Source organism: Curtobacterium sp. MCJR17_020, assembly GCF_003234365.2.
Classification (GTDB): domain Bacteria; phylum Actinomycetota; class Actinomycetes; order Actinomycetales; family Microbacteriaceae; genus Curtobacterium.
In genome coordinates this window covers 3361172-3385482 of the sequence record NZ_CP126260.1, presented here as the reverse complement: position 1 = coordinate 3385482, position 24311 = coordinate 3361172, and the positions used below count along the sequence as shown (strand labels likewise).

23 protein-coding genes and 1 tRNA gene are annotated in these 24311 nt (G+C 71.3%); 13 read left to right on the top strand and 11 right to left on the bottom strand.

Translation table 11 applies throughout. The annotated features are described in order from the left end of the window. The first annotated feature begins 3 nt into the window (after positions 1 to 3). Together DEJ14_RS16105 and DEJ14_RS16100 are read left to right on the top strand one after the other, a co-directional pair. The gene (locus DEJ14_RS16105; RefSeq protein ID WP_111086313.1) at positions 4 to 882 is read left to right on the top strand and encodes an amino acid ABC transporter permease; all 879 of its coding nucleotides are present in this window, start codon (positions 4 to 6) and stop codon (positions 880 to 882) included. Continuing rightward, positions 879 to 1655, top strand: coding sequence for an amino acid ABC transporter ATP-binding protein (locus DEJ14_RS16100; protein ID WP_111086312.1), 777 nt, complete (start codon positions 879 to 881; stop codon positions 1653 to 1655). The genes DEJ14_RS16105 and DEJ14_RS16100 overlap by 4 nt, the downstream gene beginning before the upstream one ends. 66 nt (positions 1656 to 1721) lie before the next feature. On the opposite strand, the gene DEJ14_RS16095 is transcribed toward DEJ14_RS16100, so the two are convergent. Next, positions 1722 to 3173, bottom strand: a complete 1452-nt coding sequence (locus tag DEJ14_RS16095) for a DHA2 family efflux MFS transporter permease subunit (protein WP_111086311.1) — start codon at positions 3171 to 3173, stop codon at positions 1722 to 1724. 76 nt (positions 3174 to 3249) lie between these two features. On the opposite strand from DEJ14_RS16095, the gene DEJ14_RS16090 reads away from it, so the two are divergent. Next, positions 3250 to 3909 (top strand): TetR/AcrR family transcriptional regulator, encoded by a 660-nt coding sequence (locus tag DEJ14_RS16090; protein ID WP_181437620.1) that lies wholly within the window; start codon positions 3250 to 3252, stop codon positions 3907 to 3909. Here DEJ14_RS16090 and DEJ14_RS16085 read toward each other — a convergent pair. After that, on the bottom strand, positions 3906 to 4871 hold the full coding sequence (locus DEJ14_RS16085) for an NAD(P)H-quinone oxidoreductase (protein WP_111086309.1): 966 nt from the start codon (positions 4869 to 4871) through the stop codon (positions 3906 to 3908). The two genes, DEJ14_RS16090 and DEJ14_RS16085, sit on opposite strands and share 4 nt — an antisense overlap. A 114-nt stretch (positions 4872 to 4985) precedes the next feature. Between DEJ14_RS16085 and DEJ14_RS16080 the strand changes: the two genes are divergently transcribed. Continuing rightward, the gene (locus DEJ14_RS16080; RefSeq protein ID WP_111086308.1) at positions 4986 to 5396 is read left to right on the top strand and encodes a hypothetical protein; all 411 of its coding nucleotides are present in this window, start codon (positions 4986 to 4988) and stop codon (positions 5394 to 5396) included. Next, entirely contained in the window at positions 5396 to 5872 is a 477-nt protein-coding gene (locus tag DEJ14_RS16075; RefSeq protein WP_111086307.1) for a hypothetical protein, read from the top strand. Before DEJ14_RS16080 ends, DEJ14_RS16075 begins: the two co-directional genes overlap by 1 nt. 74 nt (positions 5873 to 5946) lie before the next feature. Here DEJ14_RS16075 and DEJ14_RS16070 read toward each other — a convergent pair whose 3' ends face one another. The 4 genes from DEJ14_RS16070 to DEJ14_RS16055 all read right to left on the bottom strand — a co-directional run bounded on the left by DEJ14_RS16070 (position 5947) and on the right by DEJ14_RS16055 (position 9766). Next, positions 5947 to 6825 (bottom strand): aldo/keto reductase, encoded by an 879-nt coding sequence (locus tag DEJ14_RS16070; RefSeq protein WP_111086306.1) that lies wholly within the window; start codon positions 6823 to 6825, stop codon positions 5947 to 5949. Positions 6826 to 6970: 145 nt separating this feature from the next. Beyond that, entirely contained in the window at positions 6971 to 8218 is a 1248-nt protein-coding gene (locus tag DEJ14_RS16065; RefSeq protein WP_111086305.1) for an FAD-dependent oxidoreductase, read from the bottom strand. 197 nt (positions 8219 to 8415) lie between these two features. Next, on the bottom strand, positions 8416 to 8883 hold the full coding sequence (locus tag DEJ14_RS16060) for a DUF6264 family protein (RefSeq protein ID WP_111086304.1): 468 nt from the start codon (positions 8881 to 8883) through the stop codon (positions 8416 to 8418). A gap of 10 nt (positions 8884 to 8893) precedes the next feature. Then, positions 8894 to 9766: an HpcH/HpaI aldolase/citrate lyase family protein gene (locus DEJ14_RS16055; protein WP_111086303.1), complete on the bottom strand. Its 873-nt coding sequence runs from the start codon at positions 9764 to 9766 to the stop codon at positions 8894 to 8896. A 161-nt stretch (positions 9767 to 9927) separates the two neighbouring features. On the opposite strand from DEJ14_RS16055, the gene DEJ14_RS16050 reads away from it, so the two are divergent. After that, positions 9928 to 13779 (top strand): AAA family ATPase, encoded by a 3852-nt coding sequence (locus DEJ14_RS16050; RefSeq protein ID WP_502868771.1) that lies wholly within the window; start codon positions 9928 to 9930, stop codon positions 13777 to 13779. A 314-nt stretch (positions 13780 to 14093) separates the two neighbouring features. Then, positions 14094 to 14675, top strand: coding sequence for a CDP-alcohol phosphatidyltransferase family protein (locus DEJ14_RS16045; protein ID WP_111086301.1), 582 nt, complete (start codon positions 14094 to 14096; stop codon positions 14673 to 14675). 91 nt (positions 14676 to 14766) lie between these two features. On the opposite strand, the gene mscL is transcribed toward DEJ14_RS16045, so the two are convergent. From mscL to DEJ14_RS16030, 3 genes are all read right to left on the bottom strand, one after another. Then, the gene (gene mscL, locus DEJ14_RS16040) at positions 14767 to 15267 is read right to left on the bottom strand and encodes a large conductance mechanosensitive channel protein MscL (RefSeq protein ID WP_111086300.1); all 501 of its coding nucleotides are present in this window, start codon (positions 15265 to 15267) and stop codon (positions 14767 to 14769) included. Positions 15268 to 15338: 71 nt separating this feature from the next. Next, positions 15339 to 15623: an FmdB family zinc ribbon protein gene (locus DEJ14_RS16035; RefSeq protein ID WP_111086299.1), complete on the bottom strand. Its 285-nt coding sequence runs from the start codon at positions 15621 to 15623 to the stop codon at positions 15339 to 15341. 1 nt (position 15624) lies between these two features. Then, complete coding sequence (locus tag DEJ14_RS16030; protein ID WP_111086298.1) at positions 15625 to 16209, bottom strand: 5-formyltetrahydrofolate cyclo-ligase; 585 nt, start codon at positions 16207 to 16209, stop codon at positions 15625 to 15627. Positions 16210 to 16324: 115 nt separating this feature from the next. On the opposite strand from DEJ14_RS16030, the gene galU reads away from it, so the two are divergent. From galU to DEJ14_RS16005, 5 genes are all read left to right on the top strand, one after another. Continuing rightward, positions 16325 to 17215 (top strand): UTP--glucose-1-phosphate uridylyltransferase GalU, encoded by an 891-nt coding sequence (gene galU, locus DEJ14_RS16025; protein ID WP_111086297.1) that lies wholly within the window; start codon positions 16325 to 16327, stop codon positions 17213 to 17215. A gap of 87 nt (positions 17216 to 17302) precedes the next feature. Continuing rightward, the gene (locus DEJ14_RS16020; RefSeq protein ID WP_111086296.1) at positions 17303 to 17962 is read left to right on the top strand and encodes a GNAT family N-acetyltransferase; all 660 of its coding nucleotides are present in this window, start codon (positions 17303 to 17305) and stop codon (positions 17960 to 17962) included. 73 nt (positions 17963 to 18035) lie between these two features. Further along, entirely contained in the window at positions 18036 to 19127 is a 1092-nt protein-coding gene (locus DEJ14_RS16015) for a hypothetical protein (RefSeq protein ID WP_111086295.1), read from the top strand. A gap of 73 nt (positions 19128 to 19200) precedes the next feature. Further along, a tRNA-Ala gene (locus DEJ14_RS16010) sits at positions 19201 to 19276 on the top strand. A 178-nt stretch (positions 19277 to 19454) separates the two neighbouring features. Then, a complete protein-coding gene (locus tag DEJ14_RS16005; RefSeq protein ID WP_181437619.1) occupies positions 19455 to 21323 on the top strand; it encodes a glycoside hydrolase family 25 domain-containing protein in 1869 nt (622 codons plus the stop codon). 106 nt (positions 21324 to 21429) lie between these two features. Here DEJ14_RS16005 and DEJ14_RS16000 read toward each other — a convergent pair whose 3' ends face one another. Then, a complete protein-coding gene (locus DEJ14_RS16000) occupies positions 21430 to 21813 on the bottom strand; it encodes a hypothetical protein (RefSeq protein ID WP_111086293.1) in 384 nt (127 codons plus the stop codon). A gap of 110 nt (positions 21814 to 21923) precedes the next feature. Between DEJ14_RS16000 and DEJ14_RS15995 the strand changes: the two genes are divergently transcribed. Continuing rightward, entirely contained in the window at positions 21924 to 22979 is a 1056-nt protein-coding gene (locus DEJ14_RS15995; protein ID WP_181437618.1) for an amidase domain-containing protein, read from the top strand. Positions 22980 to 23010: 31 nt separating this feature from the next. On the opposite strand, the gene DEJ14_RS15990 is transcribed toward DEJ14_RS15995, so the two are convergent. Continuing rightward, complete coding sequence (locus DEJ14_RS15990) at positions 23011 to 24231, bottom strand: putative hexosyltransferase (RefSeq protein ID WP_181437617.1); 1221 nt, start codon at positions 24229 to 24231, stop codon at positions 23011 to 23013. Between the last annotated feature and the right edge of the window lie 80 nt (positions 24232 to 24311).

Sequence of the window (24311 nt, the reverse complement as noted above, 5' to 3'; positions counted from 1 at the left end):
CGCATGACCGTGCCAGCAGGCGCCGGTACCCCGGTCGCCGCAGCCGCGCCGAGCCAGGTCGAGGCCGAGCGGCGGCTCTACCGCCGGCAGCGCGGACGCCGGTCGATCGTGGTGTCGGTGGTGTCGACGCTCGTGGTGATCGCGATCGCCTACTTCGGTGTCGTGAACACCCCCGGCTGGGCAGCGGTCCAGCAGTCATTCTTCGACCCGCAGACCGCGATCGACACGTTCCCGGACATCCTGCTGGGCCTCTGGCTGAACGTCCGGATCCTGTTCTTCAGTGCCATCGGCGTCGCCGTGTTCGGCACGCTGCTCGCAGTGGTGCGGGGCCTGCGGAACCCGGTCTTCTTCCCGTTGCGGATGCTCGCGACCGGCTACACGGACCTGTTCCGCGGCCTGCCGCTCATCATCGTGCTGTACCTGGTCGGCTACGGGATCCCCGGTCTCGGGGTGTTCCCGCGGCTGCCCGCTGAGGTCTGGGGCACCATCGCGATCGTCCTGACGTACTCGTCGTACATCGCCGAGGTCCTGCGGGCCGGCATGGAGGCCGTGCACCCCTCGCAGCGTCTGGCCGCGCGGTCGCTCGGGCTCTCGCACGCCAAGACGCTGCGGCTCGTGGTGCTGCCGCAGGCGATCCGCAAGGTCACGCCGGCACTGATGAACGACTTCGTCTCGATGCAGAAGGACGTCGGCCTGGTGTCGATCCTCGGCGCCGTCGACGCGGTCCGTTCGGCGCAGATCGCGCAGGCGGAGACCTACAACTTCACGCCGTACTTCGTCGCGGGGCTGCTGTTCGTGGTGATCAGCCTGCCGCTGATCCGCGTCACGGACACGATCGCGCGCCGCCAGCAGCGGCGCGAGCAGATCGGAGGCACCGTATGAGCGAGGGCTGCCAGGAGGCCCGTGGTGCGTCGGATGCGGACGCTCCGGTCCTCGAACTGCGCGGGTTGCGCAAGGCCTTCGGCGAGCACGAGGTCCTGCGCGGCATCGACCTCACGCTGCACCGCCACGAGGTCATCTGCGTCATCGGGGCGTCCGGCTCGGGCAAGTCGACCCTGCTCAAGACGGTGAACCTGCTCGAGGGCATCGACGACGGCGAGATCCTGCTGCAGGGGACCGACATCGCCGATCCCCGCATCGCCGTCGACGGCGTCCGGGCGCGGATCGGCGTGGTCTTCCAGCAGTTCAACCTGTTCCCGCACATGCGCGTGCTCGACAACGTGACACTCGCCTCGCGGCAGGTGCACGGCGTCGGCCGGGCCGAGGCGGAGGCGACCGCGCGTCGGCTGCTCGAACGGATCGGGCTGGCGGAGTTCGCCGACGCCTACCCGGACCGGCTCTCCGGCGGCCAGCAGCAGCGTGTGGCCATCGTCCGGGCGATCGCGTCCGACCCCGAGCTCCTGCTGCTCGACGAGGTCACGAGCGCCCTCGACCCCCAGCTCGTCGGCGAGGTGCTCGACCTGGTCACCGAGCTGAAGCGGCAGGGCTCGACGATCCTGATGACCACGCACGAGATGCACTTCGCGCGGAACGTGGCCGACCGGATCGTGTTCCTGCACCGGGGAGAGGTCGTCGAGCAGGGCGTCCCCGCCGAGGTCCTCGACGCCCCGCAGCACCCGGCGCTGGTCGAGTTCCTCTCCCGCGTCCACGCCTAGGACCAGACCGGGCGACTACGCGACGGGAGCCGGGACGGCGGGCGTGGGCCGGGCCTCTCCCCACCGTCACGGCCGGCTCGCCGCTGGCGCGTCGACCCGGAACCGGCGGCGTGGGCCCAGGTCGTCATCGGCGACCACGTCGGGGACGTGGGATCCGCGACCTGCCGGCAGGAACACGGCGACGAGTGCCGAGGCTGCGACGACGGCCGCTCCGACCAGCACGGCGGGCTGTGCCGCGTCGACGTAGCCGCTGGGCGTGAGCTGGCCGCCGGCACCGGTGAACACGGCGGTGAGCACCGCGATGCCGAGCGCGACGCCGATCTCGCGCAGGGTGGAGTTCGCGCCGGAGGCCTTCGCGTGGTCGTCCTGCGGCATCCGCGCGAGCACCGCGGTCGAGATTGGCCCGAACACGGCGCCCATGCCGATGCCGGCGAGCAGGAAGCCGGGCAGGAGGCCGGTGAAGGTGACGTCGGCGGACATCGTGGCGGCGATCCAGAACAGTCCGGCGGACAGGAACGCCATGCCGCCGGCGATGAGCACCCGGGTGCCGACCCGTGGTGCGATGATCCCGGCGAGCGGCGCGACGACCATCGGTGCGAGCGTCCACGGCATCGTCCAGACGCCGGCCTCGAGCGGTGACCGGCCCTGCACCACCTGCAGGAACTGGATCAGGATGAAGACCGACCCGAAGGCGCCGAACGAGAACGTCATGGCGACGAGGTTGGCGAGGGTGAAGCTGCGGTCGCGGAAGAACCGGAGCGGCAGGAGCGGTGCAGCCGTCGTGGCCTGGCGGACGACGAACGCGACGAGCAGTGCACCGCCACCGATGAGGCCGACCAGCACGTCGGTGCTCGTCCAGCCCGCGTCGTTGCCGCGGACGATGCCGAACACGACGCCGAGCACCCCGAGGCCCGCGAACACGACGCCGAGGACGTCGGTCCGGACCCGGGCACCACGGGTGTTCGGCAGGGCGAACAGGGCGAGCGGGATCGCGATCACGCCGACGGGGACGTTGAGCCAGAAGATCGCCTCCCAGCTCCAGTTCTCGACGACGGCTCCGCCGATGAGCGGGCCGAGTGCGACACCGAGGCCGGAGACACCGCCCCAGACGCCGATGCCCACGGTGCGCAGGCGGTCCGGGACGCTGCCGACGAGCAGGGTCAGCGACAGGGGCATGATCGCCGCGGCGCCGGCCCCCTCGACCGCGCGCCAGACGATGAGGGCGGTCGGGTCGGTGCTCATCGCCGCGAAGGCCGACGAGACGGTGAAGACGCCGATGCCGGCGATGAACAGGTGGCGGCGGCCGATGCGGTCGCCGAGGCCGACGGCCAGCAGCATCAGGGCGGCGAAGGCGAGCGTGTAGGCGTTGGTGATCCACTGCAGCTCCTCGACCGAGGCGCCGAGGTCGGCGTGCACGGCGGGGAGTGCGCTGGTGACGACGAGGTTGTCGAGCGTCGCCATGAACATCGGGAGGGATGCGGCGGCGATCGCGAGCCACACGGGGATGCGTCGGGACATGGTGTCTCCAGTCGTTGGTAATCCGATGATTACTTGTCTCGACGGACTGTAGTAATCGACTGATAACATGTCAACCATGAGCACGGAGACAGCCGTCCGGATGCCGGCAGCGCAGCGTCGCGCGATGATCCTCGAAGCCGCACGCGGGGTGTTCGGCCGCCAGGGGTACCACGGCACCACCACCGACCAGATCGCCTCGGCGGCGGGCATCAGCCAGCCGTACGTCGTCCGGATGTTCGGGTCGAAGGAAGCGCTGTTCCTCGAGGTCTTCCGCGACACCCTCGGCATCCTGCTCGACGCCTGGCGGGAGACCCTGACGACCCTCGGCCCGGACGACGTGCCGGCGCACGTCATCGGTGAGCAGTTCGTCGACCTCGCTGCCGAGCAGGGCCTGCACACCGTGCTGCTGCAGGGGTTCGTCTCCGGTGCCGAGCCCGCGATCGGTGCGGCCGCACGCGACGGCTTCCTCGAGATCTACCGGTTCCTGCGGGACGAGGCGGGGATCCCGGACGACCAGGTGCAGGGCTTCCTGGGCAGCGGGATGATCTTCGCGATCATGCTCGCGATCGACATGCCGGCGCGGTTCGACGAGGACCGTGACGCGGCGGACCTGCTCCGCGCGACGTTCGGCGCGAAGTGCGGGCAGGTGCTCGACCTGGTGCGGCCGAGCGCGGCAGACCCGGGCGCGGCAGGCCCGGGCGCAGGGCACCCGGGCGCCGCCCGCCCACGCGCCTAGAGCGTCAGCAGCACCTTCCCGACGACCTCGCCGTCGCGGACCTTCCGGTGCGCCTCCTCGACCTCGGCGAGCGGCAGGACGGTGTCGATGACCGGTCGGACGCTGCCGTCGGCGACGAAGGGCCAGACGTGCTCACGGACGGCGGCGACGATCGCGGCCTTCTCGGCGAGCGGCCGGGCGCGCAGGGTCGTCCCGCTGATCGACGCCCGCTTCCGCATCAGCGCGCCGAGGTCGAGCTCTGCAGTGCTGCCGCTGCCCGAGGCGATGACGGCGATGTGCCCGTTGGGTGCGAGGGCCTGCAGGTTCCGCGCCAGGTAGGACGGTCCGACGACGTCGAGCACCACGTCGACCCCGACGCCGTCCGTGAACGCGAGGACGCGCTCGACGAAGTCCTCGGTGCGGTGGTCGACCACCAGGTCGGCACCCAGGTCACGTGACGCCTGGACCTTGCGGTCGCCGCCGCTCGTCGCGATCACCGTGGCACCGAGCGCCTTCGCCCACAGGACGGCGTGCGAGCCCATGCCGCCGGTGCCGCCGTGCACGAGCAGGGTCTGCCCGGGGCGGAGTCCGGCGAGCATGCCGACGTTCGAGTACACGGTGCAGGCGGCTTCGGGCAGGCCGGCGGCCTCGACCAGGTCGACCGAGTCGGGGACCGGCAGCACCTGCGTCGCGGGAGCCACGACGAGCGAGGCGTAGCCGCCGCCGGACAGCAGGGCGCACACGCGGTCGCCGACGGCCACCGAGGTCACGCCGTCGCCGAGTGCCCGGACGGTGCCGGAGACCTCGAGCCCGAGGATCTCCGAGGCCCCGGGCGGCGGCGGGTAGTTCCCCGCGCGCTGCTGCAGGTCGGCGTTGTTCACCCCGGCGGCGGCGACCTCGATGAGCACCTCGCCCGCGGCGGGCACCGGGTCGGGCAGGTCGGCAACGGACATGGTGGTGTCGTCGAACGTGATGGCGGGCATGCTCTCGACGGTACGCCGGGCGGCCGGTCATCCTGTGAGTGCCCCATGTACGCTCGATGACGGATCTGCACCTCATCCGGGGGAGTGCGGACCGATCGAGGGGGACTCTCCACCATGCCGAAGAACAAGTTCATCGCGCTCGCCACCGCCGGCCTCGCGCTCACCCTGCTCGCCGGTTGCTCGACCGGGCCGTCGAAGGCCAACCAGTGCACCCAGTTCGAGAAGACGGTCAAGTCCGCCGCCGAGGGCGTGCAGTCCGAGGCCGCGAACCTGCAGTCCGACCCGGACGCCGCCGTCACGAAGCTCAAGGAGCTCGACGAGAAGATCTCCGACGGCGTCGACGACCTGTCCGACGACGACCTGCAGGACAAGGGCGAGGCGTTCGAGGACGCCTACGGCGACCTCGTCGACCAGATCGAGGACATTGCTGACGACCCGCAGTCGGCGGACGTCTCGGCGCTCACGAAGTCCAGCACCAAGGTGCAGGACGCCGGCAACGCCTTCCAGAAGGAGTGCAACTCCTGATGCGCCGCACCTTCACCGCGGTGACCACGGCGCTCGTCGCCGTGGCGCTGCTGGCGGGCTGCTCCGGCGGGTCATCGGACGACGGCGACTCGTCGGACACGCCCGCTCCGTCCAGGACATCCGCTCCGTCGAAGACCTCGGCCGCCGCTCCCGCGCAGACCAAGACCGAGGCGTGCGCCCTGGTCGAGAACGAGCTCAAGTCGTTCATCGACGAGCAGACGTCGTCGTCGGCGCCGGCCGATCCGGCTGCGCGTGCCGCGATCATCGGTGAGTTCGCCGACCGGCTCGATGCCGCGCTGCCGAAGGTCACCAACGACGACGTCCACGACGCCTTCGAGGACTTCAGCGAGGACGCGGAGGAGTACGCCTCGGCGCTCACCTCCAGCGGCTCGAGCGACTCCGCCGAGGCGAAGGACGCCCAGACCGACGTGCAGTCCTCGCTGAACGAGGTCTCGGCGGTCTGCCCGACGAACTAGTCGCCACACCAGGTCCCGACACCACGACGCCCCGCAGCTCCGACCGGAACTGCGGGGCGTCGTCGTGGGACTGCTCAGACGGCCGCCGGCTGCGACGCGTCCAGACGGGCGACGTCCTCCGGTCGCAGCTTCACGGTCGGTGCGGTCAACGAGTTGAGGATCGACTGCGGCCGCGACGCCCCGGGGATCGGGACGACCACGTCGCTCTTCTGCAGCTCCCACGCGAGCGCGATGACCTGCGGGGTCACGCCACGGTCGCGTGCGATGTACGCGAAGTCCTCGTACGCGGTGCCGAGGTCGGCGGCGTTCGCGATGCCACCGAGCGGGCTCCACGGCAGGAACGCGATCCCGAGCTCGTCGCAGAGCTCGAGTTCCGGCTCGCTCGACCGGAACTTCGGCGAGAACTGGTTCTGCACCGAGGCGAGACGTCCGTCGAGGACGTCGTTCGCCGTCCGGATCTGGTCGGGGTCTGCGTTCGAGATGCCGGCCATCCGGATGACGCCCTCGTCGAGCAGCTCGCCGAGCGCGCCGACCGACTCGGCGTAGGGCACCGCGGGGTCCGGACGGTGGAACTGGTAGAGGCCGATCGCCTCGACGCCGAGGCGCTTCGCCGACGCCCTCGCCGCCTGCTTCAGGTACTCCGGGTGGCCGTTCTGCGCCCACGCGCCGGCTTCCGGTCGCAGGTGGCCGCCCTTCGTGGCGATGAGGATCGACTCGGTGTCGCCGTGGAACTCGCGGACCGCCCGGGCGATGAGCTCCTCGTTGTGCCCCACCTCGTCGTGGGCGGCCAGGTGGTACGCGTCCGCGGTGTCGATGAGCGTGACACCGTTCTCGAGCGCGGCGTGGATGGTCGCGATGGACTGTCGTTCGTCGGGTCGGCCCTCGATCGACATGGGCATCCCGCCCAGACCGATGGCGCTGACCGACACGTCTCCGATGACTCGTTGCTTCATGGCCCCAGCATGCGCCGGGGGTGCGCGGTCGCGCACAGGGTGCGTCGCGCAGTGGCGGTGACCACCCGCCGACCGGGAGGCCCGTGGCGGCCCCGCCCCGCGCCTCCCGTCCGCCGTCCGGTCCCGTCCACCGCGCGCGCTCCGTTCAGCGCCGCGCCCAGCTCGGCGCGTGCTCCGGCAGTGGCCCAAACGCGATGCCCCGGGCGTAGAGACCCCGTGACGGCGGCACGTACCGGGCGAGCAGCACGGGCAGCAGCGGTGGCCCGTCCTGCAGTCGTCCGGCGAAGGCCCGCTCGAACACGACGCGGTGCAGCACGGCCTGCGCCGACTGGACGATCACTGCCGGCGGCTTCCGACGACGCTGCACCGCGGCCAGCGCACCGTCCAGCCCCGCACCTCGGAGCCCGTGCCGCAACGACGGCGCGAGGATCGCCGCCGTCGCCACGGCGTCCTGCACCGCCAGGTTGATCCCCACCCCACCCGCGGGCGACATCGCGTGCGCCGCGTCGCCGATGCACAGCAGCCCCGGCCGCCACCACCGCCGCAACCGGTCCATCCGGACGTCGAGCACGTGCACGTCGTCCATCGACCCGAAGGCGTCGACCCGGTCCGCGAAGTCCGGACGGAGCCGCGCTACCCGCTCCCGGAAGGCGTCGATCCCCTCGGCCCGCAGCGCCGCGTCCGAGCCCTTCGGGGCGAAGTACGCGACCTGGTGGTAGTCGGGCCGCGGGAAGCTCAGCAGCACGTCCTTCCCCGAGAACGCGGGGGTCAGGGCGCTCGCCGCATCGCCCGATCGCCGGGGGAGCCGGAACCACCAGGTGTCGAACGGCACCGGGAACGCCCGCGGCACGAGCCCCGCTGCCCGGCGCAGGACCGAGTTCCGTCCGTCGCAGGCGATCACGACGTCGGCGCGGAGCTCCTCGGGTTCGCTGCTGCCGTCGCGCGGGCGGAGGTGGACCCCGGTGACGGTGCCGTTCTCCTCGATGAGCCCGGTCGCCGCGAGGCCCATCGCGATGTCGAACGACGGTTCCTGCCGGGCAGCGGTCACGAGCAGGTCGAGCAGGTCCCACTGCGGCACCATCGCCACGTGGTCGTACGGGGGATCGAGCCGTGAGAAGTCGCCGAGCAGCAGCCGCGACCCGTCGGGCATGGGCAGGGAGAAGTCGTCGAGCCGTGACTGCGGCAGGGCCCGGAAGCGCTCGCCGAGGCCGAGCTCGTCGAGCAGCCGGATCGTCGAGGCGTGCACGGTGTCGCCCCGGAAGTCCCGGTTGAAGTCGTCGTGCTGCTCGATGACGCGCACATCGATGCCGGCCCGGGCGAGCAGCAGCCCGAGGACGACCCCGGCGGGGCCACCACCGACCACCGCGACCGTCGTCCGCGACACCGTCACCATGCCGTGGACGGTACGCCGTGTCGGACGGGACCCCCGTGGCCGTGTCCGCCATGGGCCTCCCGTCCGTCGCCCCGTCGCCGCTGCCCACGCGACGTGACGCGGTGCGATGCGATGCGATGCGACAGTCTCGACGTCGTACGACGTCGATCGTGTCGTTCGGAGTCGGTCCGGCGGGACCAGCGCGGTGCGCGACGGCGCTAGGCGCTCGCGGACACCGAGGACGACGCGGTCTCGTCGTCGGCGGCGTTCGCGAAGACGACCCCACCCCACGTGATGACGGCGATCGCGAGCACGAAGCCGACCGCGGCGATCCACCACGACGACTTCCGACGGATCCACGCGCCGATCGCCAGCACGATCGTGGCGACGCCGATCACGAACGCGCCGCCGACCGCGATGGCCGTGCCGCCGATGTACCCGCCGGGCGAGCACCCGGCGGAGGCATCGCAGGTCGCGGTCGCCGAGATGACCGCGATGATGCCGACGACGGCGGTGACGATCGTCATCACGGCGCCGAAGGCCAGCAGCAGCACGGTGGAGATCCGGTCGGCGAGCTTCGCCGGCGGGAACAACGTGGTGCCGCTGCGCTCCCAGGCCGCGCGCTGCGGGTCCTGGGGGCCGGGCGAGGACTGCGGCGGACCGCCGGGGACGTTGGACCAGGTCATGGGAGCAGTCCTACCGCGCTTCGACGCCGAACGCCTGTGCGAGCCGCTGGATCTTCTGCGCCCGACCCAGTCGGGGCAGGTCGGAACCGTCGCGGATGACCTTGCCGCGGGCCTCGAAGTCGTCGAGGAAGTCCTGTGCCCAGGCGACGTCGGTCGGCGTGGGGGAGATGACCTCGTTGATGACGGGCAACTGCTCGGTGTCCAGGCAGAGCTTGCCGGTCAGGCCGAGCGACACCGCGACCTGGGACTGCTCGCGCAGGATCGGGTGCGACGACCCCACCGTCGGGCCGTCGATCGGGCCGGGCAGATCGCCGACGCGCGAGGCAACGACGAGCTTCGACCGTGGGTACGCCATCGCCAGGGTGTCGGCGCTCGTACCGGTGTCGCGGCGGTAGTCGCCGGAGCCGAACGCGAGCCGGAACGCGCCCTGGGCCCGCGCGATCGAGACGGATTCCTCGATGCCGAGCGCCGACTCGACCAAGGCGATCACCGGGGTCTGGCCGCCGAGCCGGTGCCACGTGTCGGTGACCTGAGCCGGGGACTCGGTCTTCGCGAGCATCACGCCCTGCAGCCCGGGCAGGCCGCGGAGCTCCTCGACGTCGTCGGCCCAGAAGTCGGTCGTGACGTCGTTGATCCGGACCCAGGCCTCGCCGCCGCCGGCCAGCCACGCGGCGACGCCCTGCCGTGCCGAGGGCTTGGCGGCGGGGTCGACGGCGTCCTCGATGTCCAGGATGATCTGGTCGGCGCGGGACCGCTGGGACTTCTCGAACCGGTCGGTCGCGGTGCCGGAGACGAGCAGCCACGAGCGGGAGATCTCGGCGGGGACCGATCGACGCCGGTTCGGCGTGGGGGCGGACGGGGTGGTGCGGTCGTCGATGGCCATGCCCCGTTGGTACCACATCGGACGCGTCGGGCGCGGACCGGAGCGCTTCACCGTGCACCGGAAACCCCGAAACCTCGGTTCATTGCCAGAGAGGGCGCTCGTTCCCGCCTACAGTGTCGGATGTGTGGCGAGCGGACAGGGTGACCGACGGTGAGGACGACGTGAACGACGACGTCCCCGTCGAGGGTGCCCACGAGCGCCCCGACGACGAGCGAGACGACCGCGGTCAGCGAGACCACCGCGACGAGCGAGACGACCGAGACGAGCAGCAGGACGTGGACGAGGACCGGACCGACGACGAACCGGACCGTACGCTCCGCCCGGAACTGCAGCTGACCAGCCCGCAGGCGATCAGCCTCGGCGATCCCCGGCTGCAGGCGGGCAACGCGGCCGAACCGACGTGGGACGGCTGGCGCGGCCAGCTCACCGGCGTCGGCGGCACGAGCCCGCTCACCCACTTCAGCGACCACCCCCGCGCGCGCATCGAACTGTCGACGACGCACCCGGGCGGCCTCGCCCAGTTCATCACCGGCAAGACCACCCTGCTGTCCAGCCTGATCCGCGACGAGGTGGCGCTCCGAGCGGCCCGCGTCGCCGCCGGCCAGGTCGAGGCGAAGGGCACCGAGCTCGCCACGGTGCGCGGGATCGACGCCGTGAAGCTCGGCATCGGCATGGCCGACTGGAAGCACGGCGACGAGCAGTTCCGCGGCCCGGTGCTCCTGCGCCCGCTGGCGATCCGTCGCCACGGCCGTGACTTCGAGGTCCGGCTCCTCGGCGAACCCGTGCTCAACCCCGGTCTCGCCGATGCGCTGCACGAGCAGTTCGGCGTCATCCTCGACGCGCAGTCCTTCGTGGCGCTCGCGCAGCAGGACGGCTCGTTCACGCCGAACCCCGTCATCGACCGGCTGCGCGGCCTGACCGCGCACATCCCCGGCTTCTCCGTGCACGCCCGGCTCGTGGTCTCCACGTTCGCCGAGGTCGCGACCGGTCTGGTCGAGGACACCGGCGACCTGTCCCACCCCGTGCTCGACGCCCTGGCCGGCAACCCGAGCGCCAAGTGGCAGGTCGAGCAGTCGTACCACCCGGTCGAGCAGACCCCGTCGGACGAGCGCAGCCCGGAGACCGACACGCTGCTGCTCGACGCCGACGACGAGCAGGAGAACGTGATCGCGCAGATCGCGGCCGGCAACTCCATCGTCGTCAAGACCCTGCCCGGCACCGGTGGCACCCAGACGATCGTGAACGCCCTGGGTGGCCTGGTCGCCGCGAACAAGCGCGTCCTCGTGGTGAGCCCGCGCCGCGCGACCCTGCGGGGCATCGCGGCGCGCTTCGGCGAGGTCCAGCTGCCCGGCGTCGCGGTCACACCGTCGACCCTGCGCCGTGACGTCGTCCGTGCCATCGCCCGGAACGAGAAGGCGGCCCGTCCGAACCTGCGCGAGGTCGACGACGCCCTGGTCCGGCTCCGCAAGGTCCTGAAGGACTACCGCGGTTCGCTCACCCGCAAGGACGCCGACTTCGGCGTCTCGGTGCTCGACTGCCTGGTCGAGCTCTCGCGCCTGTCGCTCCTGCCGGTCCCGCCGTCGACGACCGCGCGGCTGTCGAAGCAGTCCGTGGCGTCCATGGTCGAGGGGCGTTCGCGCGTCGCCGAGACGATGGTCAGCGCGGCCAACCTCGGTGAGTTCCGCTACGGCCCCGACGATTCGCCCTGGTACGGCGCGAAGTTCTCCACCAGCGACGGTGCCCAGCGCGCCCACCGCACCGCGAAGGACCTCGACTCCGACGGTCTGCCGACGCTGCTCCGCCGGGCGCACGACCTGGTGAGCTCGACGCACATGCGCCAGTTCACGACGATCAACGAGCTCGGCATCTACCTGCGCCTGCTCACCGAGATCCGTGACACCCTCGACCGCTTCCTGCCGGTGGTCTTCGACCGTTCGGTGTCCGAGCTCGTCGCCGCCACCGCCCCGCGTGGCGAGGGGGCTCCGATGTCGTCGACGAACCGCCGTCGCCTGAAGAAGCTCGCTCGCGAGTACGTCCGCCCCGGCGTGCACGTCTCCGACCTGCACGAGGCCCTGACCCGGGTGCAGCAGCAGCGCGTGCTCTGGCAGCGCTACGTCGCCGCCGGCGTGAACCCCGAGGTGCCCACGGGCATCGCGGACGTGCAGGTGCTGTTCTCGAACGTCGCCGAGGACCTCGCGCGCCTCGACGAGCCGCTCGGCCGGACCGAGCGCGACCGTCAGCTCGCGAACACCCCGGTCGACCAGCTCGTCCCCACCATCGCCGAGCTCGCGGCCGAGTCCGACGTCCTGCACAACCTGCAGGAGCGCACCGAGCTCATGCAGACCCTGCGCGACCTGCAGCTCGAGCCGCTCATCACCGACCTGGCGAACCGGCACGTGCCGGACCTGCAGGTACCGGCCGAGCTCGAGCTCGCCTGGTGGCAGTCCGCGCTCGAGACCATGCTCGAGTCCGACCGGGCCCTGCTCGGCGCGAACACCGACATGCTCGACCGGGTCGAGGCCGACTTCCGCCTCGTCGACGACGCCCACGCGGCCGGGGTCTCCCAGGGCCTGGCGTGGCAGCTCGCCGAGAACTGGAAGGTCGGACTCGTCGACTGGCCGGAAGAGGCCACGGCGCTGAAGACCCAGCTGCGCGAGGGTGCGATCACCTCGCGGCTGCTCCAAGACTCCGCACCGCACCTGTCCCGGTCGATCGCGCCCGTGTGGCTCGCGAGCCCGTACGAGGTGTCGCAGATCGCCGACACGATGCCGTTCGACACCGTGATCCTGGTCGACGCCGGCGCCGTGACCATCGCCGAGACCGTCGGAGCCGTCCGTCGTGCGCGCCAGACCGTCGTCTTCGGTGACCCGGTCACGCAGACGCCGTCGCCGTTCCGCATCGCCGTCGACCCCGAGCACCGTGCGCTGCAGGTCGACGAGGGCACCCTCGACGCCTTCCACGCCGACTCCGCCCTGGCGAAGCTCTCCACGCTGCTGCCGACCCTGTCGCTCTCGCGGTCGTACCGCGCCGGCGGCGAGGACCTGGCCGAGCTCGTGAACCGTCGCTTCTACGGCGGCAAGATCGAGTCGCTGCCCTGGGCCGGCTCGTTCCTCGGACACGGCTCGATCGCGCTCGACTACGTCAGCGACGGCAAGGCCGTGCCGGACCCCGAGTCCGGCGCCGTCGAGAGCGTCGACGCCGAGGTGGACCGCGTCGTCCGCCTCGTCATCGACCACGCCCGCACCCGCCCGTCCGAGTCGCTCATGGTCATCACCGCGTCGGCGAAGCACGCCGTGCGCGTCGAACAGGCCGTGCTGACCGCGGCGCAGGGGCACAAGGACCTGACCGAGTTCGTCATCGGCGACCGCGCCGAGCCGTTCATCGTTGCGACGCTCGAGCAGTCGGTGGCGCAGAGCCGCGACCGCGTCGTGTTCTCCATCGGCTACGGCCGCACCCCGCACGGCCGCGTCCTGCGTGACTTCGGTCCGCTCGGCAAGCCCGGCGGCGAGCGGTTGCTCGCGGTCGCGATGACCCGTGCGCGCCGCTCGATGGTGATCGTGACGTGCTTCCAGCCGTCCGACATCGAGGCCGAGCGCATGGGCCACGGCACCGTCGCCCTCGCCGAGATCCTGGCCGAGGTGCGTGCGCGCACCACCGCCGAGTACGTGCCGGACGACTCCGACCCGCTGCTCGTCGACCTGGCCCGCCGACTCGAGATGCGCGGCATCCCGGTCGCGCTCGGACACCGCGGCAAGCTCGGCCTGGTGGCCGCGCACGGCGGCGTCTGCGTCACGATCGAGACCGACGCGTCGCTGGTCAAGGGGTCGCTGCGTGAGTCACTCCGCCTCCGCCCCGAGGTCCTGCGCCGACTCGGTTGGCACTACGTCCGCGTGCACGCGTTCCAGCTGTTCTCCGACCCGGACCGTGTCGCGAACACCGTCGCCGCCGTGCTCGGTGTCGATCGTGGCGCCACGCAGGAGATCTCGATCCCCCCGATCCCCGCACGCCGATGACCGACCGGCCGAGTCGGCGGGCCTCCCGGCCCGCCGGGCCGGTGACGCCGGAGACGGACCAGCTGGTGGGCACGTGGACGCGAGCCGACGACGCGTCGCCAGCCGCGCCTCCCGTCCGGTCAGCGTCTCCGGAACGCGACACGGACGACCTGTCGGGAGGCCCGGTGCGGCGGCGCAGACGCGTCACCACCCAGCCGGTGCCGGGCTCGGACCCCACCCCCGCGCCGGAGCCGGCGCGGCACGGAACCGGCGAGAACGATGTCCGTCTCCGGGCGGACGTCCCGCCCCACTGGTAGCAGGTAGCCTGGCCTGCGATGACTGACACCGTGCGGGAGCGCCCCGACTGGCAGACCTGGCCGAACCTGATCTCGCTGTTCCGGCTGCTCCTGATCCCGGTCTTCGTGTGGCTCGTCGTCGCCGGACACCCGGGCTGGGCGCTCGTCGCACTCGTCGTCATCGGCGTGAGCGACTGGGCGGACGGCTTCATCGCGCGCAAGTTCGACCAGGGCTCGAAGCTCGGCAAGGCGATCGACCCCGTCGCCGACCGACTCGCCATCATCGCGATCGTGCTGTCGCTCGTGCTGACCGGCCTGCTGCCGTGGTGGGTCGTCGCCGTCGTCGTGCTCGTCGACCTGGTGCTCGTGGTGCTGTCGAGCGTGCTGTTCCACGGCAACCCGGACCTCGACGTCACGTGGACCGGCAAGATCCGCTCCGCGCTGCTCTTCGTCGGGCTGCCGGTGCTGCTGTTCTCGGCCGTGCACGCCGTCGACGAGAACGCGCCGTGGGTGCGGGTCGTCGCACTGGTCTTCGTCTACCTCGGCACCGTGGGCCACGTTCTCGCGGGTATCCAGTACGCGACGGCGATGTTCGCCAAGCGCCGCCGCGTCACCGCCTGACGCGCCCCGTACGCAAAACACCGGTGTTCGTGCTGCACGCCGCGGGATGCGGGTGTGCAGTGCACGAACACCGGTGTTCGGCGAGCTGTGGCTAGAGCTTCGTCGAGCCGCCGATGCCGGGGCCCTCGGGAGCGGTGCTCGGAGCGACGTGCGCACCCGAACCCGTGCTCGTCGGCTCGCCGTTCTGGGAGCGGAGCAGGTCGCGGATCTCGAGCAGCACCTCGACGTCCGTCGGGGGCACGTCCTGCGGGGTCTGCTCCTCGTCGTTCTTGACGCGCTCGAACGCCACCTTCTTCAGGTGGTTCACGGGCACGACGAGGGCGAAGTAGACGACGGCGGCGACGATCACGAAGTTGATGACCGCGCCGATGACCGCGCCGAACAGGATCTTCGCGCTTCCGCCGGAGACCGTCGGGATGGACCAGACGAGCGCCTTGTCGAGGCTCGACGCGTTGAAGACCGCGCCGATCAGGGGGTTGATGAGGCTGGTGACGATCGTGGTGACGATGGCGGTGAACGCAGCACCGATGACGACTGCGACGGCCAGGTCGATGACGTTGCCGCGGAGCAGGAACTCCTTGAAGCCCTTCACGGGACTCCTTCCGGTCGAGGACAGTCGCCGGTCGGCGACCCCATCAACCTATCGGCGAGGAGTGCTCGTGGTCAGGAGGCGCTGGGCTTCGGCGTGCTCGGCTTCGACTCGGTCTTGGCGGGGGTGGACTTCGTCTCCGACTTGGCCGGCGCGCTCGACGAGCCCTCGGACTTCGGCGCCGGGCGGGAGTCGGTGCGGTAGAAGCCGCCGCCGTTGAAGGTCACGCCGACGGGGGAGAACACCTTGCGCAGGACGCCGCCGCACACCGGGCACTCGGTCAGGGTGGCGTCGGAGAACGACTGCTTGATGTCGAACGCGTTGTCGCACTCGGTGCAACGGTACGAGTAGGTGGGCACGTCAGCTCCGGAACGTGATGATGCGCGACGGCGTGATGATGCCGTCCACGGGTTCGTCGTGGGGTTCGCGCGGGACCTCGTCGAGGTACTCCGCGTCGAAGATCACAGCATAGACGGGCGGGCGCTTCGCCATGGACCCGAGGGTCTTGTCGTAGTAGCCGCGGCCCCATCCCATCCGGACGCCGTCGTGCCCGACGGCAGCTGCGGGAGCGAGGATCGCGTCGACGTCGTTGATGGCGAGCGGGGACAGGACCTCGCCGACGACCTCCGGCATGCCGAAGATGCCCTCGGTCTCGCTCTCACCGTCGCCGACCGCCCAGTCGAGCAGGCCGTCCTCGCGGGTGACCGGCAGCAGCACCCGGATGTCGTGCGCGAACGCCCAGTTCAGGAACGGCCGGACGTTCGGCTCGTCCGACGCCGACAGGTAGAGCGCCAGCGAGGTGACCTGGCGCTCCTCGGCGAAGCGCTGCAGGGTCGCGGTGAGCGCCGCACTGTCCGCGTCGCGTTCCGTCGTGGTCCGGGTGCGCCGCCGCTGCCGGAGTTCGGCTCGCAGGGCGCGCTTCTCGTTCCCGAGATCAGCGATCATGCGCAGGAGTCTACCGAGCGCATCCGTTGCGGCTTCCCGCCGGGAAACGCGCTGATGCCGTGTCCCCAGTAGCGATGACATGCCCCGGAAACCCGGATCGGATACGGTCTGGGGCATGGGCTTCCAGATTTCCAAGGCGGTGATCCCAGCGGCAGGGCTGGGCACTCGCTTCCTCCCCGCGACCAAGGCGATGCCGAAGGAGATGCTCCCCGTCGTCGACAAGCCAGCCATCCAGTACGTGGTGGAAGAGGCTGTCGACGCAGGACTCACCGACGTCCTGATGATCACGGGCCGCAACAAGAACGCTCTCGAGAACCACTTCGACCACGTGTCGGAGCTCGAGGAGACCCTGAAGAAGAAGGGTGACCACGAGAAGCTGCAGAAGGTCAACCAGTCGACGGACCTCGCCGACATGCACTACGTGCGTCAGGGTGACCCGCTCGGCCTCGGCCACGCGGTGCTCCGCGCGAAGATGCACGTCGGCCGCGAGCCGTTCGCCGTGCTCCTCGGCGACGACATCATCGACGCCCGCGACCCGCTGCTCAAGCGCATGATCGAGGTCCAGGGCGAGAAGAACGCCACGATCGTGGCGCTGCTCGAGGTCCCCGAGTCGCAGACCCACCTGTACGGCATCGCCACGGTCGAGCCGACCGACACCGACGACGTCGTGAAGATCACCGGGCTCGTCGAGAAGCCCCCGCAGGGCGAGGCGCCCTCGAACCTGGCCATCATCGGCCGCTACGTCATCCGCCCCGAGGTCTTCGACGTCCTCGAGAAGCAGGAGCCCGGCAAGGGCGGCGAGATCCAGCTCACCGACGCGCTCATGAAGATGGCGAGCGCCGAGGAGTGGACCGGCGGCGTGTACGGCGTCGTGTTCCGTGGACGCCGGTACGACACCGGTGACAAACTCGACTACATCAAGGCGATCGTGCAGCTCGCCTCGGACCGCGAAGACCTCGGCCCCGACCTCAAGTCGTGGCTGAAGGAGTTCAACGCGGGCGAATGAGTCGGCCATCCCGCCCGGGTCCGTGCACACGGACCCGGGCGGGACACCCCGTCCCGCACAGCGGCGGGATCCCGGAGGAACCAAGCGATGACGACGATCCCGACCCTGTCCCACGGGCGGGTCACCATCCGGCCCCTCCGGCTCCGTGACACGCGCGACCTCGACCTCGCACTCGCGTCGAACCGATCGTGGCTCCGCACCTGGGAGGCCACGAACCCCTCAGGACACGTCTCCACCGATGTCCGCGGCAGCATCCGCGCGCTCCAGGCCAACGCCCGCGCGGGACTCGGACTGCCGTTCGCGATGGAGCTCGACGGCCGGTTCGTCGGGCAGCTGAACGTCTCCGGCATCACCTACGGATCCCTGGCCAGCGCCTCGATCGGCTACTGGGTCGTCGAGGACGCCGCCGGACACAACGTGACCCCGATCTCGGTCGCCCTGGCCGTCGACCACTGCTTCCGCGCGGTCGGCGTGCACCGCATCGAGATCTGCATCCGCCCCGAGAACGCCCCGTCGCTCCGCGTCGTCGAGAAGCTGGGCTTCCGGTACGAAGGGCTGCGCCGCCGGTACATCCACATCAACGGCGACTGGCGCGACCACTTCTGCTTCGCGCTCGTCGCCGAAGAGGTCCGTGAGGGCGTCCTCGAGCGCTGGGTCCGCGGGCAGGTGCCACCCGGCCTCGGTGCCGTGCCGCTCGCGGCCCGCGACGAAGCGGCGCTGCCGATCACCACCACGCCCCGGCTGTAGATTCCGCCGCGACACGCGCAACACGCGTTCCGCAATCACGCGACGGGGATACCCCCGCCCCTACCGTGTCCCCATGGCAGGAATCGGCTCGTGGGGTGGCGGCATCGTCCTGCTCGTCGCGGCCGTCCTCTGGCTCGTCTACCTGATGCCGTCGTGGGCTGCCCGACGCCAGTACCTGGCCACCGAACGCAACGCGATCCGGCTGCAGCAGACCCTGCGGATCCTGGCGCAGACCGCTGAACTGCCCGACGAGGTCCGTGTCGAGATGAACGCGAAGTCCCTGGCCGAGGCGCAGCGCGTCGCCCGGTCCGAAGAGGCCAAGCGCACCGCGATCGTCCGCGCCCACGAGGCCGCACGTCAGCGCGAGATCACCCGCCGGCTCGCCGAGCAGGCCCCCGTGCTCGAGCGTGCGTCGTCGGTGCCCGCACTGACCGCGATGCGCATGCGCCGCTCCCGCCTCGGAGCCACCCTGTTCGGCACGCTCGGCGTCGTCGTCGCACTGGTCGTCTTCGTCGCGTCGCCCGCCCTGTGGCTCGTCGGTGTCGCAGGACTCCTCGCCGCGGGTGGGTCCGCAGCGGTCCTGGCCCAGCTGCACCAGGTGGCGACGGCACGGAAGACCCGTGTCGCGGCGGCCGAGGCGGGCGCGACCCGTGCCTCCCGGCCTGCGAGCACGTGGACGGACCCGGCACCGCCGCTGTCGACCGAGCAGTCCGCCGAACCCGCGCAGGACCGCAGCTGGACCCCGAACCGGGTGCCGAAGCCGCTGTACGTGGAGCGTCCGACAGCGCCCGCTGCCTCGCCGGAGTCGTCGGCCGAGCTCGCCGCGCGACTCAAGGAGCGCGTCGCCGAGGCCAAGGCCGAGGCGGACGCCGAAGCCGCTGCCATCCGAGCGGGCGAGGCCGACCCGTCGCTCGCCCGGGTGTCACGCATGCGGCCCGAGCTCGAGGACGCTGCCGCGTCGCTGTCCGCCCACGACCAGGGGCGTCTCGCCGAGCGGCTGGGGCTGCGTGCTCCCGCCGTGCCCGAGCTCGTCGCAGAGATCCCTGACGAGCCGACCACGCCGCCGGGTCCGCCGAGCAAGTGGGCCGGCATGGGGGTCCTCGACGACGACGCGTACCAGCAGGCCGACCTCGACGCGATCATGCGTCGGCGCCGCGCGGTCTGAGTCGCGGCTCGCCCGACCGGCTGTCCGCGATTTCGGATCGGCCGAACGGTGGTGCTACTGTGGTCGAGCACTTGGGGCTATGGCGCAGTTGGTAGCGCGTCTCGTTCGCAATGAGAAGGTCAGGGGTTCGAATCCCCTTAGCTCCACCAAGGCAATGCCGAGACGGCCCGGAACCGACAGGTTCCGGGCCGTTCTGCGTTCGGTGTGTTCCACAGGCTCGCGTCACTGTGTCGTCGTGCACAGTTCGCGAACAGGGGTGGTGTGTTGCTGAGCGCATCGTTCTAGACTCCCGGTGCGCCAAGGGGGCGCGGGGAACGGGGGAACACGTTGCGCTTCAGGACTGCCATCGCATCGATCGGGACGGTGCTCGCCGTCACTGCTGGGCTGCTCGTGGTCGCCCCGGTGGCACCGGCATCGGCCGCAGCGCCCACCACTGGTCGGTTCACGCCTGTGGCACCCGCGCGAGCCTGGTCCGGCACCGCGACGAGCAAGCTGACGACCGTCACGCTCGGCGGCCGCAACGGCATCCCGTCGAACGCGACCGCGGTCGTGCTGACCGCGACCGTGACCTCCCCGAGCGCGGCGGCGTACGTGAGCGTCGCCCCGTTCGGCAGTACCGCGAGCCCCGCCATCCAGAACTTCGCCAGGGCGCAACCGATCTCCGGCACCACCACGGTCGGACTCACCAGCGGCAAGGCCCAGGTGAAGGTCTCGGCCGGCAAGGCGACCGTCGCCCTCGACGTCGCCGGTTGGTACGGCACCAGCGCAGCCGGGTCGACCTACACGCCGCTCGCGCCGACGAACGTGCTGAACGGCACCGTCACGACGGGCGCCAAGCGCATCGTCGTCGCGGGCAAGGCGGGCGTGCCGTCGAACGCCACGGCCGTCGTGCTCCAGGCCGACGTGTCCCGTCCCGCGACGAGCGGCCGACTGCGCCTCACCCCGTACGGCAACAACGCCGGCGTCGTCTCGCTCATGTACTCCAAGGGCACCACCGTCGCGAACACGACCACCGTCCGGCTGTCCGGCGGCGCCGTGCAGGCCAAGGTCTCCACTGGCTCCGCTCGCGTGCTCGCCGACGTCGTCGGGTACTACGCACCGAACGCCAACGGGTCCGTGTTCGTGTCGGCGCACCCGGTCCGCGCCGCGACCGTCGCCGCGGGCACCACCGCGACGAAGGTCACCGTCGCCGGGACCGCAGGCGTCCCGCGCAACGCGACCGCGGCCGTCATCAACGCCAAGGTCGGTGGCGGCAGCGTCGGGGGGTCGCTCCGCGTCGTCGGCGCCGGGCTCGCCTCGAGCGTGCCGACGCAGGTCTACGCCAAGGGGCAGACGATCGGCAACGCGCTCATCGCGCCGCTGGCGTCCGGTGGGCAGGTGCAGGCGAAGGTGTCGGCGGGCAGGGCCACCGTGTACGTCGACGTCGTGGGGTACTTCCTCAACGGCAACAGCGGGTCCGGCACGGGCGTGGACGTCTCCTACCCGCAGTGCGGCAAGAGCGTGCCGACCGACCAGTCCTTCGGCATCGTCGGGGTGAACTCGAGCCTCGGCAACACCACGAACCCGTGCCTGCAGCAGCAGCTGTCCTGGGCTGCGTCGTCAGCCGGCGGCACCGCGCAGCCGAAGACGCAGGTCTACGCGCTGTTCGCCAACCCCGGGGCGGCGGCAGCATCGGTCTGGCCGACGTCCAACGCCGCGCCGAACGGGCAGTCCGTGACGAACCCGTACGGCACGTGCGCGGCACAGTCCGGCGCGAAGCCGACCTGGAAGACGACGTCGGCGTGCTCGTACATGTACGGCTACGCCAGGGCCTACGAAGCAGCGAACACCCGGGGCGTCGCCAACCCGGGGCAGTACCGCTGGTGGCTCGACGTCGAGACCGGCCTGTCCCACCTGAGCGACACCGGTCAGAACCGGGTGGCGCTCGAGGGCATGGTCGCGGCACTGAAGCGCAGCGGTGTCACGCAGATCGGCGTGTACTCGACCTCGTACCAGTTCCGCACGATCATGGGCACCGTCCCGACCGCGAGCCCGCTCCGGCCGCTGCCGAGCTGGATCGCGATCGGCGACGGCCGTCTCGACCAGGCGCAGGCAGCATGCTCCGGTGCGCGGCTCCTCGGCGGCCCGATCGCGATGACCCAGTACAAGACGCCGTTCGGGTCGACGGAGATCGACCGCAACTGGTCCTGCTCCTGACGAGGCCGCACGCGGTTCGCGACCATCCACGAGTCGTTCGTCGCGTGTTCTGTCGGGGAACGCGTGCCAGCGCCCGCGGCCACCGCGCGCCGGCGATGCGACCGGGTCAGCTCGCGAAGCTGTCCGTCAGGACGCCCGCCTGCGCGAAGGACGTGTGGATCGCGTTCGCGGCCTGCTCGAAGGCGCGGTTGCCACGCGAGATCCCGAGCGCACCACCCTTGATCGCGGACTTGCCGGAGCCGCGCAGCAGTCGCGCGACGGTGCGGCCGTCCGCGGTGACCATGATCTGCACGTCGAGCCGGGTGTGGAAGGTGCGGTCGTCCGCGAGACCGCCGATGAGCAGCGTCAGGCCCATGCTGCCGCGGGTGGCTCGGAGCGCGCCCTGTTCGGCGTCGTCCACCGTGTAGCCCTCGCGGCTGAGGGCGAGTCGGACCTGACCGCGAGCGGTCTCGGGGTCGGTGGCGACGAAGAAGTCGTGGCTCTCGGGCATGGTCTGCTGATCCTCTCGAACGCGTCCGTGCGGACACGGAGGACGCTCGCCCCCCGGAGACGATCATGCCGTGTCGGAACGTCAGGTGCGTCGCTTACGCTGGCTGTGTCATGACTGCCTCGATGAACCGCCGCGCACTCCTGTCCCTCGCCGGTGTCGCCGGGATCGGGCTCGCGGTCGCCGCGTGCTCGTCCGGCAGCGACGATGCCGGCAAGAAGAACGGCAGCGGCAAGAGCGACAACGCCGGGGACGGCAACGCCGGCAAGAGCACGACCACCCCGAAGCCCGTCGCGAAGTCCCTGACCCCGGCGCAGGTCCCGCTCGTCGGCGGCGTCACGGTCACCGTCGCGGGCACCGGTCTCGCCGCGGTCAAGGGCGTCACCGTCGGCGGGGTCGCCGCGCGCGACGTCACGGCCACGGCGTCGAAGGTCACCTTCACGGCTCCGCACCAGGCGATGTACACCGCTGGTGACGCCGCCGTCGCGCTCTTCACCGAGTCGATCGAGCCGACCCCGTCCGCCAACCAGTCGTCCGACGGCAACGGCAGCGCCGCGAACGACGGGCAGACCGGCGCGACGCAGGACTCGGCCACTGCGACGCCGACCCCCACGGCAGCGCCGGTGCCCGATGCGTCCACCGCGGTTGCGACGTCGACGGTGGCATACGCAGCGCTGACCGACGTCGACCGGCAGCTCCAGTACGCGATGGCGCACTGGAAGGACTACAACCTGTCCGAGTACGGCACCATGAACCCGATCGGTGGCGACTGCGCGAACTACGTCAGCCAGACGCTCATCGCCCGCGGCTGGGAGCAGCGCTCCGACTGGTACAACCGGGCCGCCGGCGCCGAGCACAGCGCCACGTGGACGTACTGCCCGACGATGGACCCGTGGCTCGAGACGAACGCTGCGGAGTTCGGTCTGACCCGGCGCACCTCGGACGAGCGCGACAAGGTCAAGGTCGGCGACATCGTCTTCTACGACTGGAACGCGAACGGATCGCCGGACCACACCACCATCGTGTCCGAGGTCTTCACCGAGTCCGACGGCACCATCCGCATCAAGTCGGCGAGCCACAACCAGGACGGCCCGTACCGCGACCTCGACGAGATGATCACGGTGCAGCACCCGGGCGGGACCGCCTGGTTCCACACGTTCGACGCGTAGGCCGACAGGCCGACTGACATCGGCCCGCCGCTCAGGGGTACCCGAGGAACCAGAGCAGCACGATCGCGACGGGCTGCAGGCACACCCCGACCACGAGCCACGTCACCGCCCGCCATCGCGTCCGCACGAACACGTCCGACCCGAGCAACGGCGCCATCGGCATGAGCAGCCGCGGCAACGACTGCTGCGGCAGGAACACCGCGACCAGGTACAACCCGTACGACGCCGTGAACGCGAGCACCTCGGTGCCGAGCGCGCGGGTGCTCCGTCGGGTGAAGAACCACACCGCACCGCCGAGCACCGCCACCACGAGCAGGATGCCGAGCGGCCCGAGCCACGTCGAGGCCATCGTGAACCACGGCGTCAGCGGGGCGAAGTGCTGTCGCCCGACGAACCCCACCCACCACGACAGTTCGGTGTCCACGTACGCGTTCGGCCGCCCGGTCACCGCCGAGGCGATCACCGGCCACGCCAGACCAGCCGCCGCGACGACGAGGCCGGACACCACGATCGCGATGCGGTCGCGCCACGGGAACGGGTCGTCCTGTCGGCGCGAGGCGACCCACCGCACGACGAGGTGCACCGCCAGCGCCACCGCCAGCGCGAGGACGCCCGGCTTCGTGAACGCGGCAACCACGCCGAGCGGCGCGATCAGCCAGTACCGACGCCGCACCAGCGCCAGCAGCGCTCCGAACAGCAGCACGAGCAGCAGGCTCTCGGCGTACGCGACCTGCAGCAGGAACCCGGTCGGCGCGAACGCGAACAGTGCGGTGGCCCAGCGGGCCCGGTGCGAGCAGCCCACCGCGAGCACGAGCCGGTACAGCAGCACGCAGGCACCGGCGCCCGCGATGGTCGCCACGAGCACGCCCGCGACCCAGAACGACGCACCCGTCAGGGCCATGACGGCCCGCACGATGGCCGGGAACACCGGCAGGAACGCCCAGGCGTTCGGCGCGACGTGGCCCGCGTCGTCGAGGGGGAGTGTGGCCGGGTACCCGTGCTCCGCGATCGTCCGGTAGAACGAGGCGTCCCACGATCCGGAGAATGTGAAGAACGACGGGTCCTGCCGGTACGACGCGAACGTCCAGCCGTTCGCGGTCGCCAGCACGTACATCGTGGCGAGCAGCAGGGTGCTCACCAGGCGCGAGGCGGCCCAGATGAGCAGGGGCGCGGTCCACGCGCTGCGGGCTCCGGTCAGCAGGCTGCGCACCCCCGACCGGGAGGCCCGGCTCGTCTCCGCCACGCTCGTCACCCGCCCGATCCTCGCAGACCAGGGCCCGGGCCCGCGCCAGCGGGCGGCCGTGCGCCGGGCCGCGCGCCGACCTGCGTGCA

What these genes read in the sequence shown, in the direction of transcription:
- DEJ14_RS16100 (WP_111086312.1), top strand. Translation starts at nt 879, where the DNA reads ATGAGCGAGGGCTGCCAGGAGGCCCGTGGTGCGTCGGATGCGGACGCT.
- DEJ14_RS16055 (WP_111086303.1), bottom strand. Translation starts at nt 9,766, where the DNA reads ATGGCCATCGACGACCGCACCACCCCGTCCGCCCCCACGCCGAACCGG.
- DEJ14_RS16020 (WP_111086296.1), top strand. Translation starts at nt 17,303, where the DNA reads ATGACGACGATCCCGACCCTGTCCCACGGGCGGGTCACCATCCGGCCC.
- galU (WP_111086297.1), top strand. Translation starts at nt 16,325, where the DNA reads ATGGGCTTCCAGATTTCCAAGGCGGTGATCCCAGCGGCAGGGCTGGGC.
- DEJ14_RS16070 (WP_111086306.1), bottom strand. Translation starts at nt 6,825, where the DNA reads ATGAAGCAACGAGTCATCGGAGACGTGTCGGTCAGCGCCATCGGTCTG.
- DEJ14_RS16045 (WP_111086301.1), top strand. Translation starts at nt 14,094, where the DNA reads ATGACTGACACCGTGCGGGAGCGCCCCGACTGGCAGACCTGGCCGAAC.
- DEJ14_RS16095 (WP_111086311.1), bottom strand. Translation starts at nt 3,173, where the DNA reads ATGTCCCGACGCATCCCCGTGTGGCTCGCGATCGCCGCCGCATCCCTC.
- DEJ14_RS16090 (WP_181437620.1), top strand. Translation starts at nt 3,250, where the DNA reads ATGAGCACGGAGACAGCCGTCCGGATGCCGGCAGCGCAGCGTCGCGCG.
- DEJ14_RS16060 (WP_111086304.1), bottom strand. Translation starts at nt 8,883, where the DNA reads ATGACCTGGTCCAACGTCCCCGGCGGTCCGCCGCAGTCCTCGCCCGGC.
- DEJ14_RS16105 (WP_111086313.1), top strand. Translation starts at nt 4, where the DNA reads ATGACCGTGCCAGCAGGCGCCGGTACCCCGGTCGCCGCAGCCGCGCCG.
- DEJ14_RS16080 (WP_111086308.1), top strand. Translation starts at nt 4,986, where the DNA reads ATGCCGAAGAACAAGTTCATCGCGCTCGCCACCGCCGGCCTCGCGCTC.
- DEJ14_RS16065 (WP_111086305.1), bottom strand. Translation starts at nt 8,218, where the DNA reads ATGGTGACGGTGTCGCGGACGACGGTCGCGGTGGTCGGTGGTGGCCCC.
- DEJ14_RS16000 (WP_111086293.1), bottom strand. Translation starts at nt 21,813, where the DNA reads ATGCCCGAGAGCCACGACTTCTTCGTCGCCACCGACCCCGAGACCGCT.
- DEJ14_RS16015 (WP_111086295.1), top strand. Translation starts at nt 18,036, where the DNA reads ATGGCAGGAATCGGCTCGTGGGGTGGCGGCATCGTCCTGCTCGTCGCG.
- DEJ14_RS16075 (WP_111086307.1), top strand. Translation starts at nt 5,396, where the DNA reads ATGCGCCGCACCTTCACCGCGGTGACCACGGCGCTCGTCGCCGTGGCG.
- DEJ14_RS15995 (WP_181437618.1), top strand. Translation starts at nt 21,924, where the DNA reads ATGACTGCCTCGATGAACCGCCGCGCACTCCTGTCCCTCGCCGGTGTC.
- DEJ14_RS16085 (WP_111086309.1), bottom strand. Translation starts at nt 4,871, where the DNA reads ATGCCCGCCATCACGTTCGACGACACCACCATGTCCGTTGCCGACCTG.
- DEJ14_RS16030 (WP_111086298.1), bottom strand. Translation starts at nt 16,209, where the DNA reads ATGATCGCTGATCTCGGGAACGAGAAGCGCGCCCTGCGAGCCGAACTC.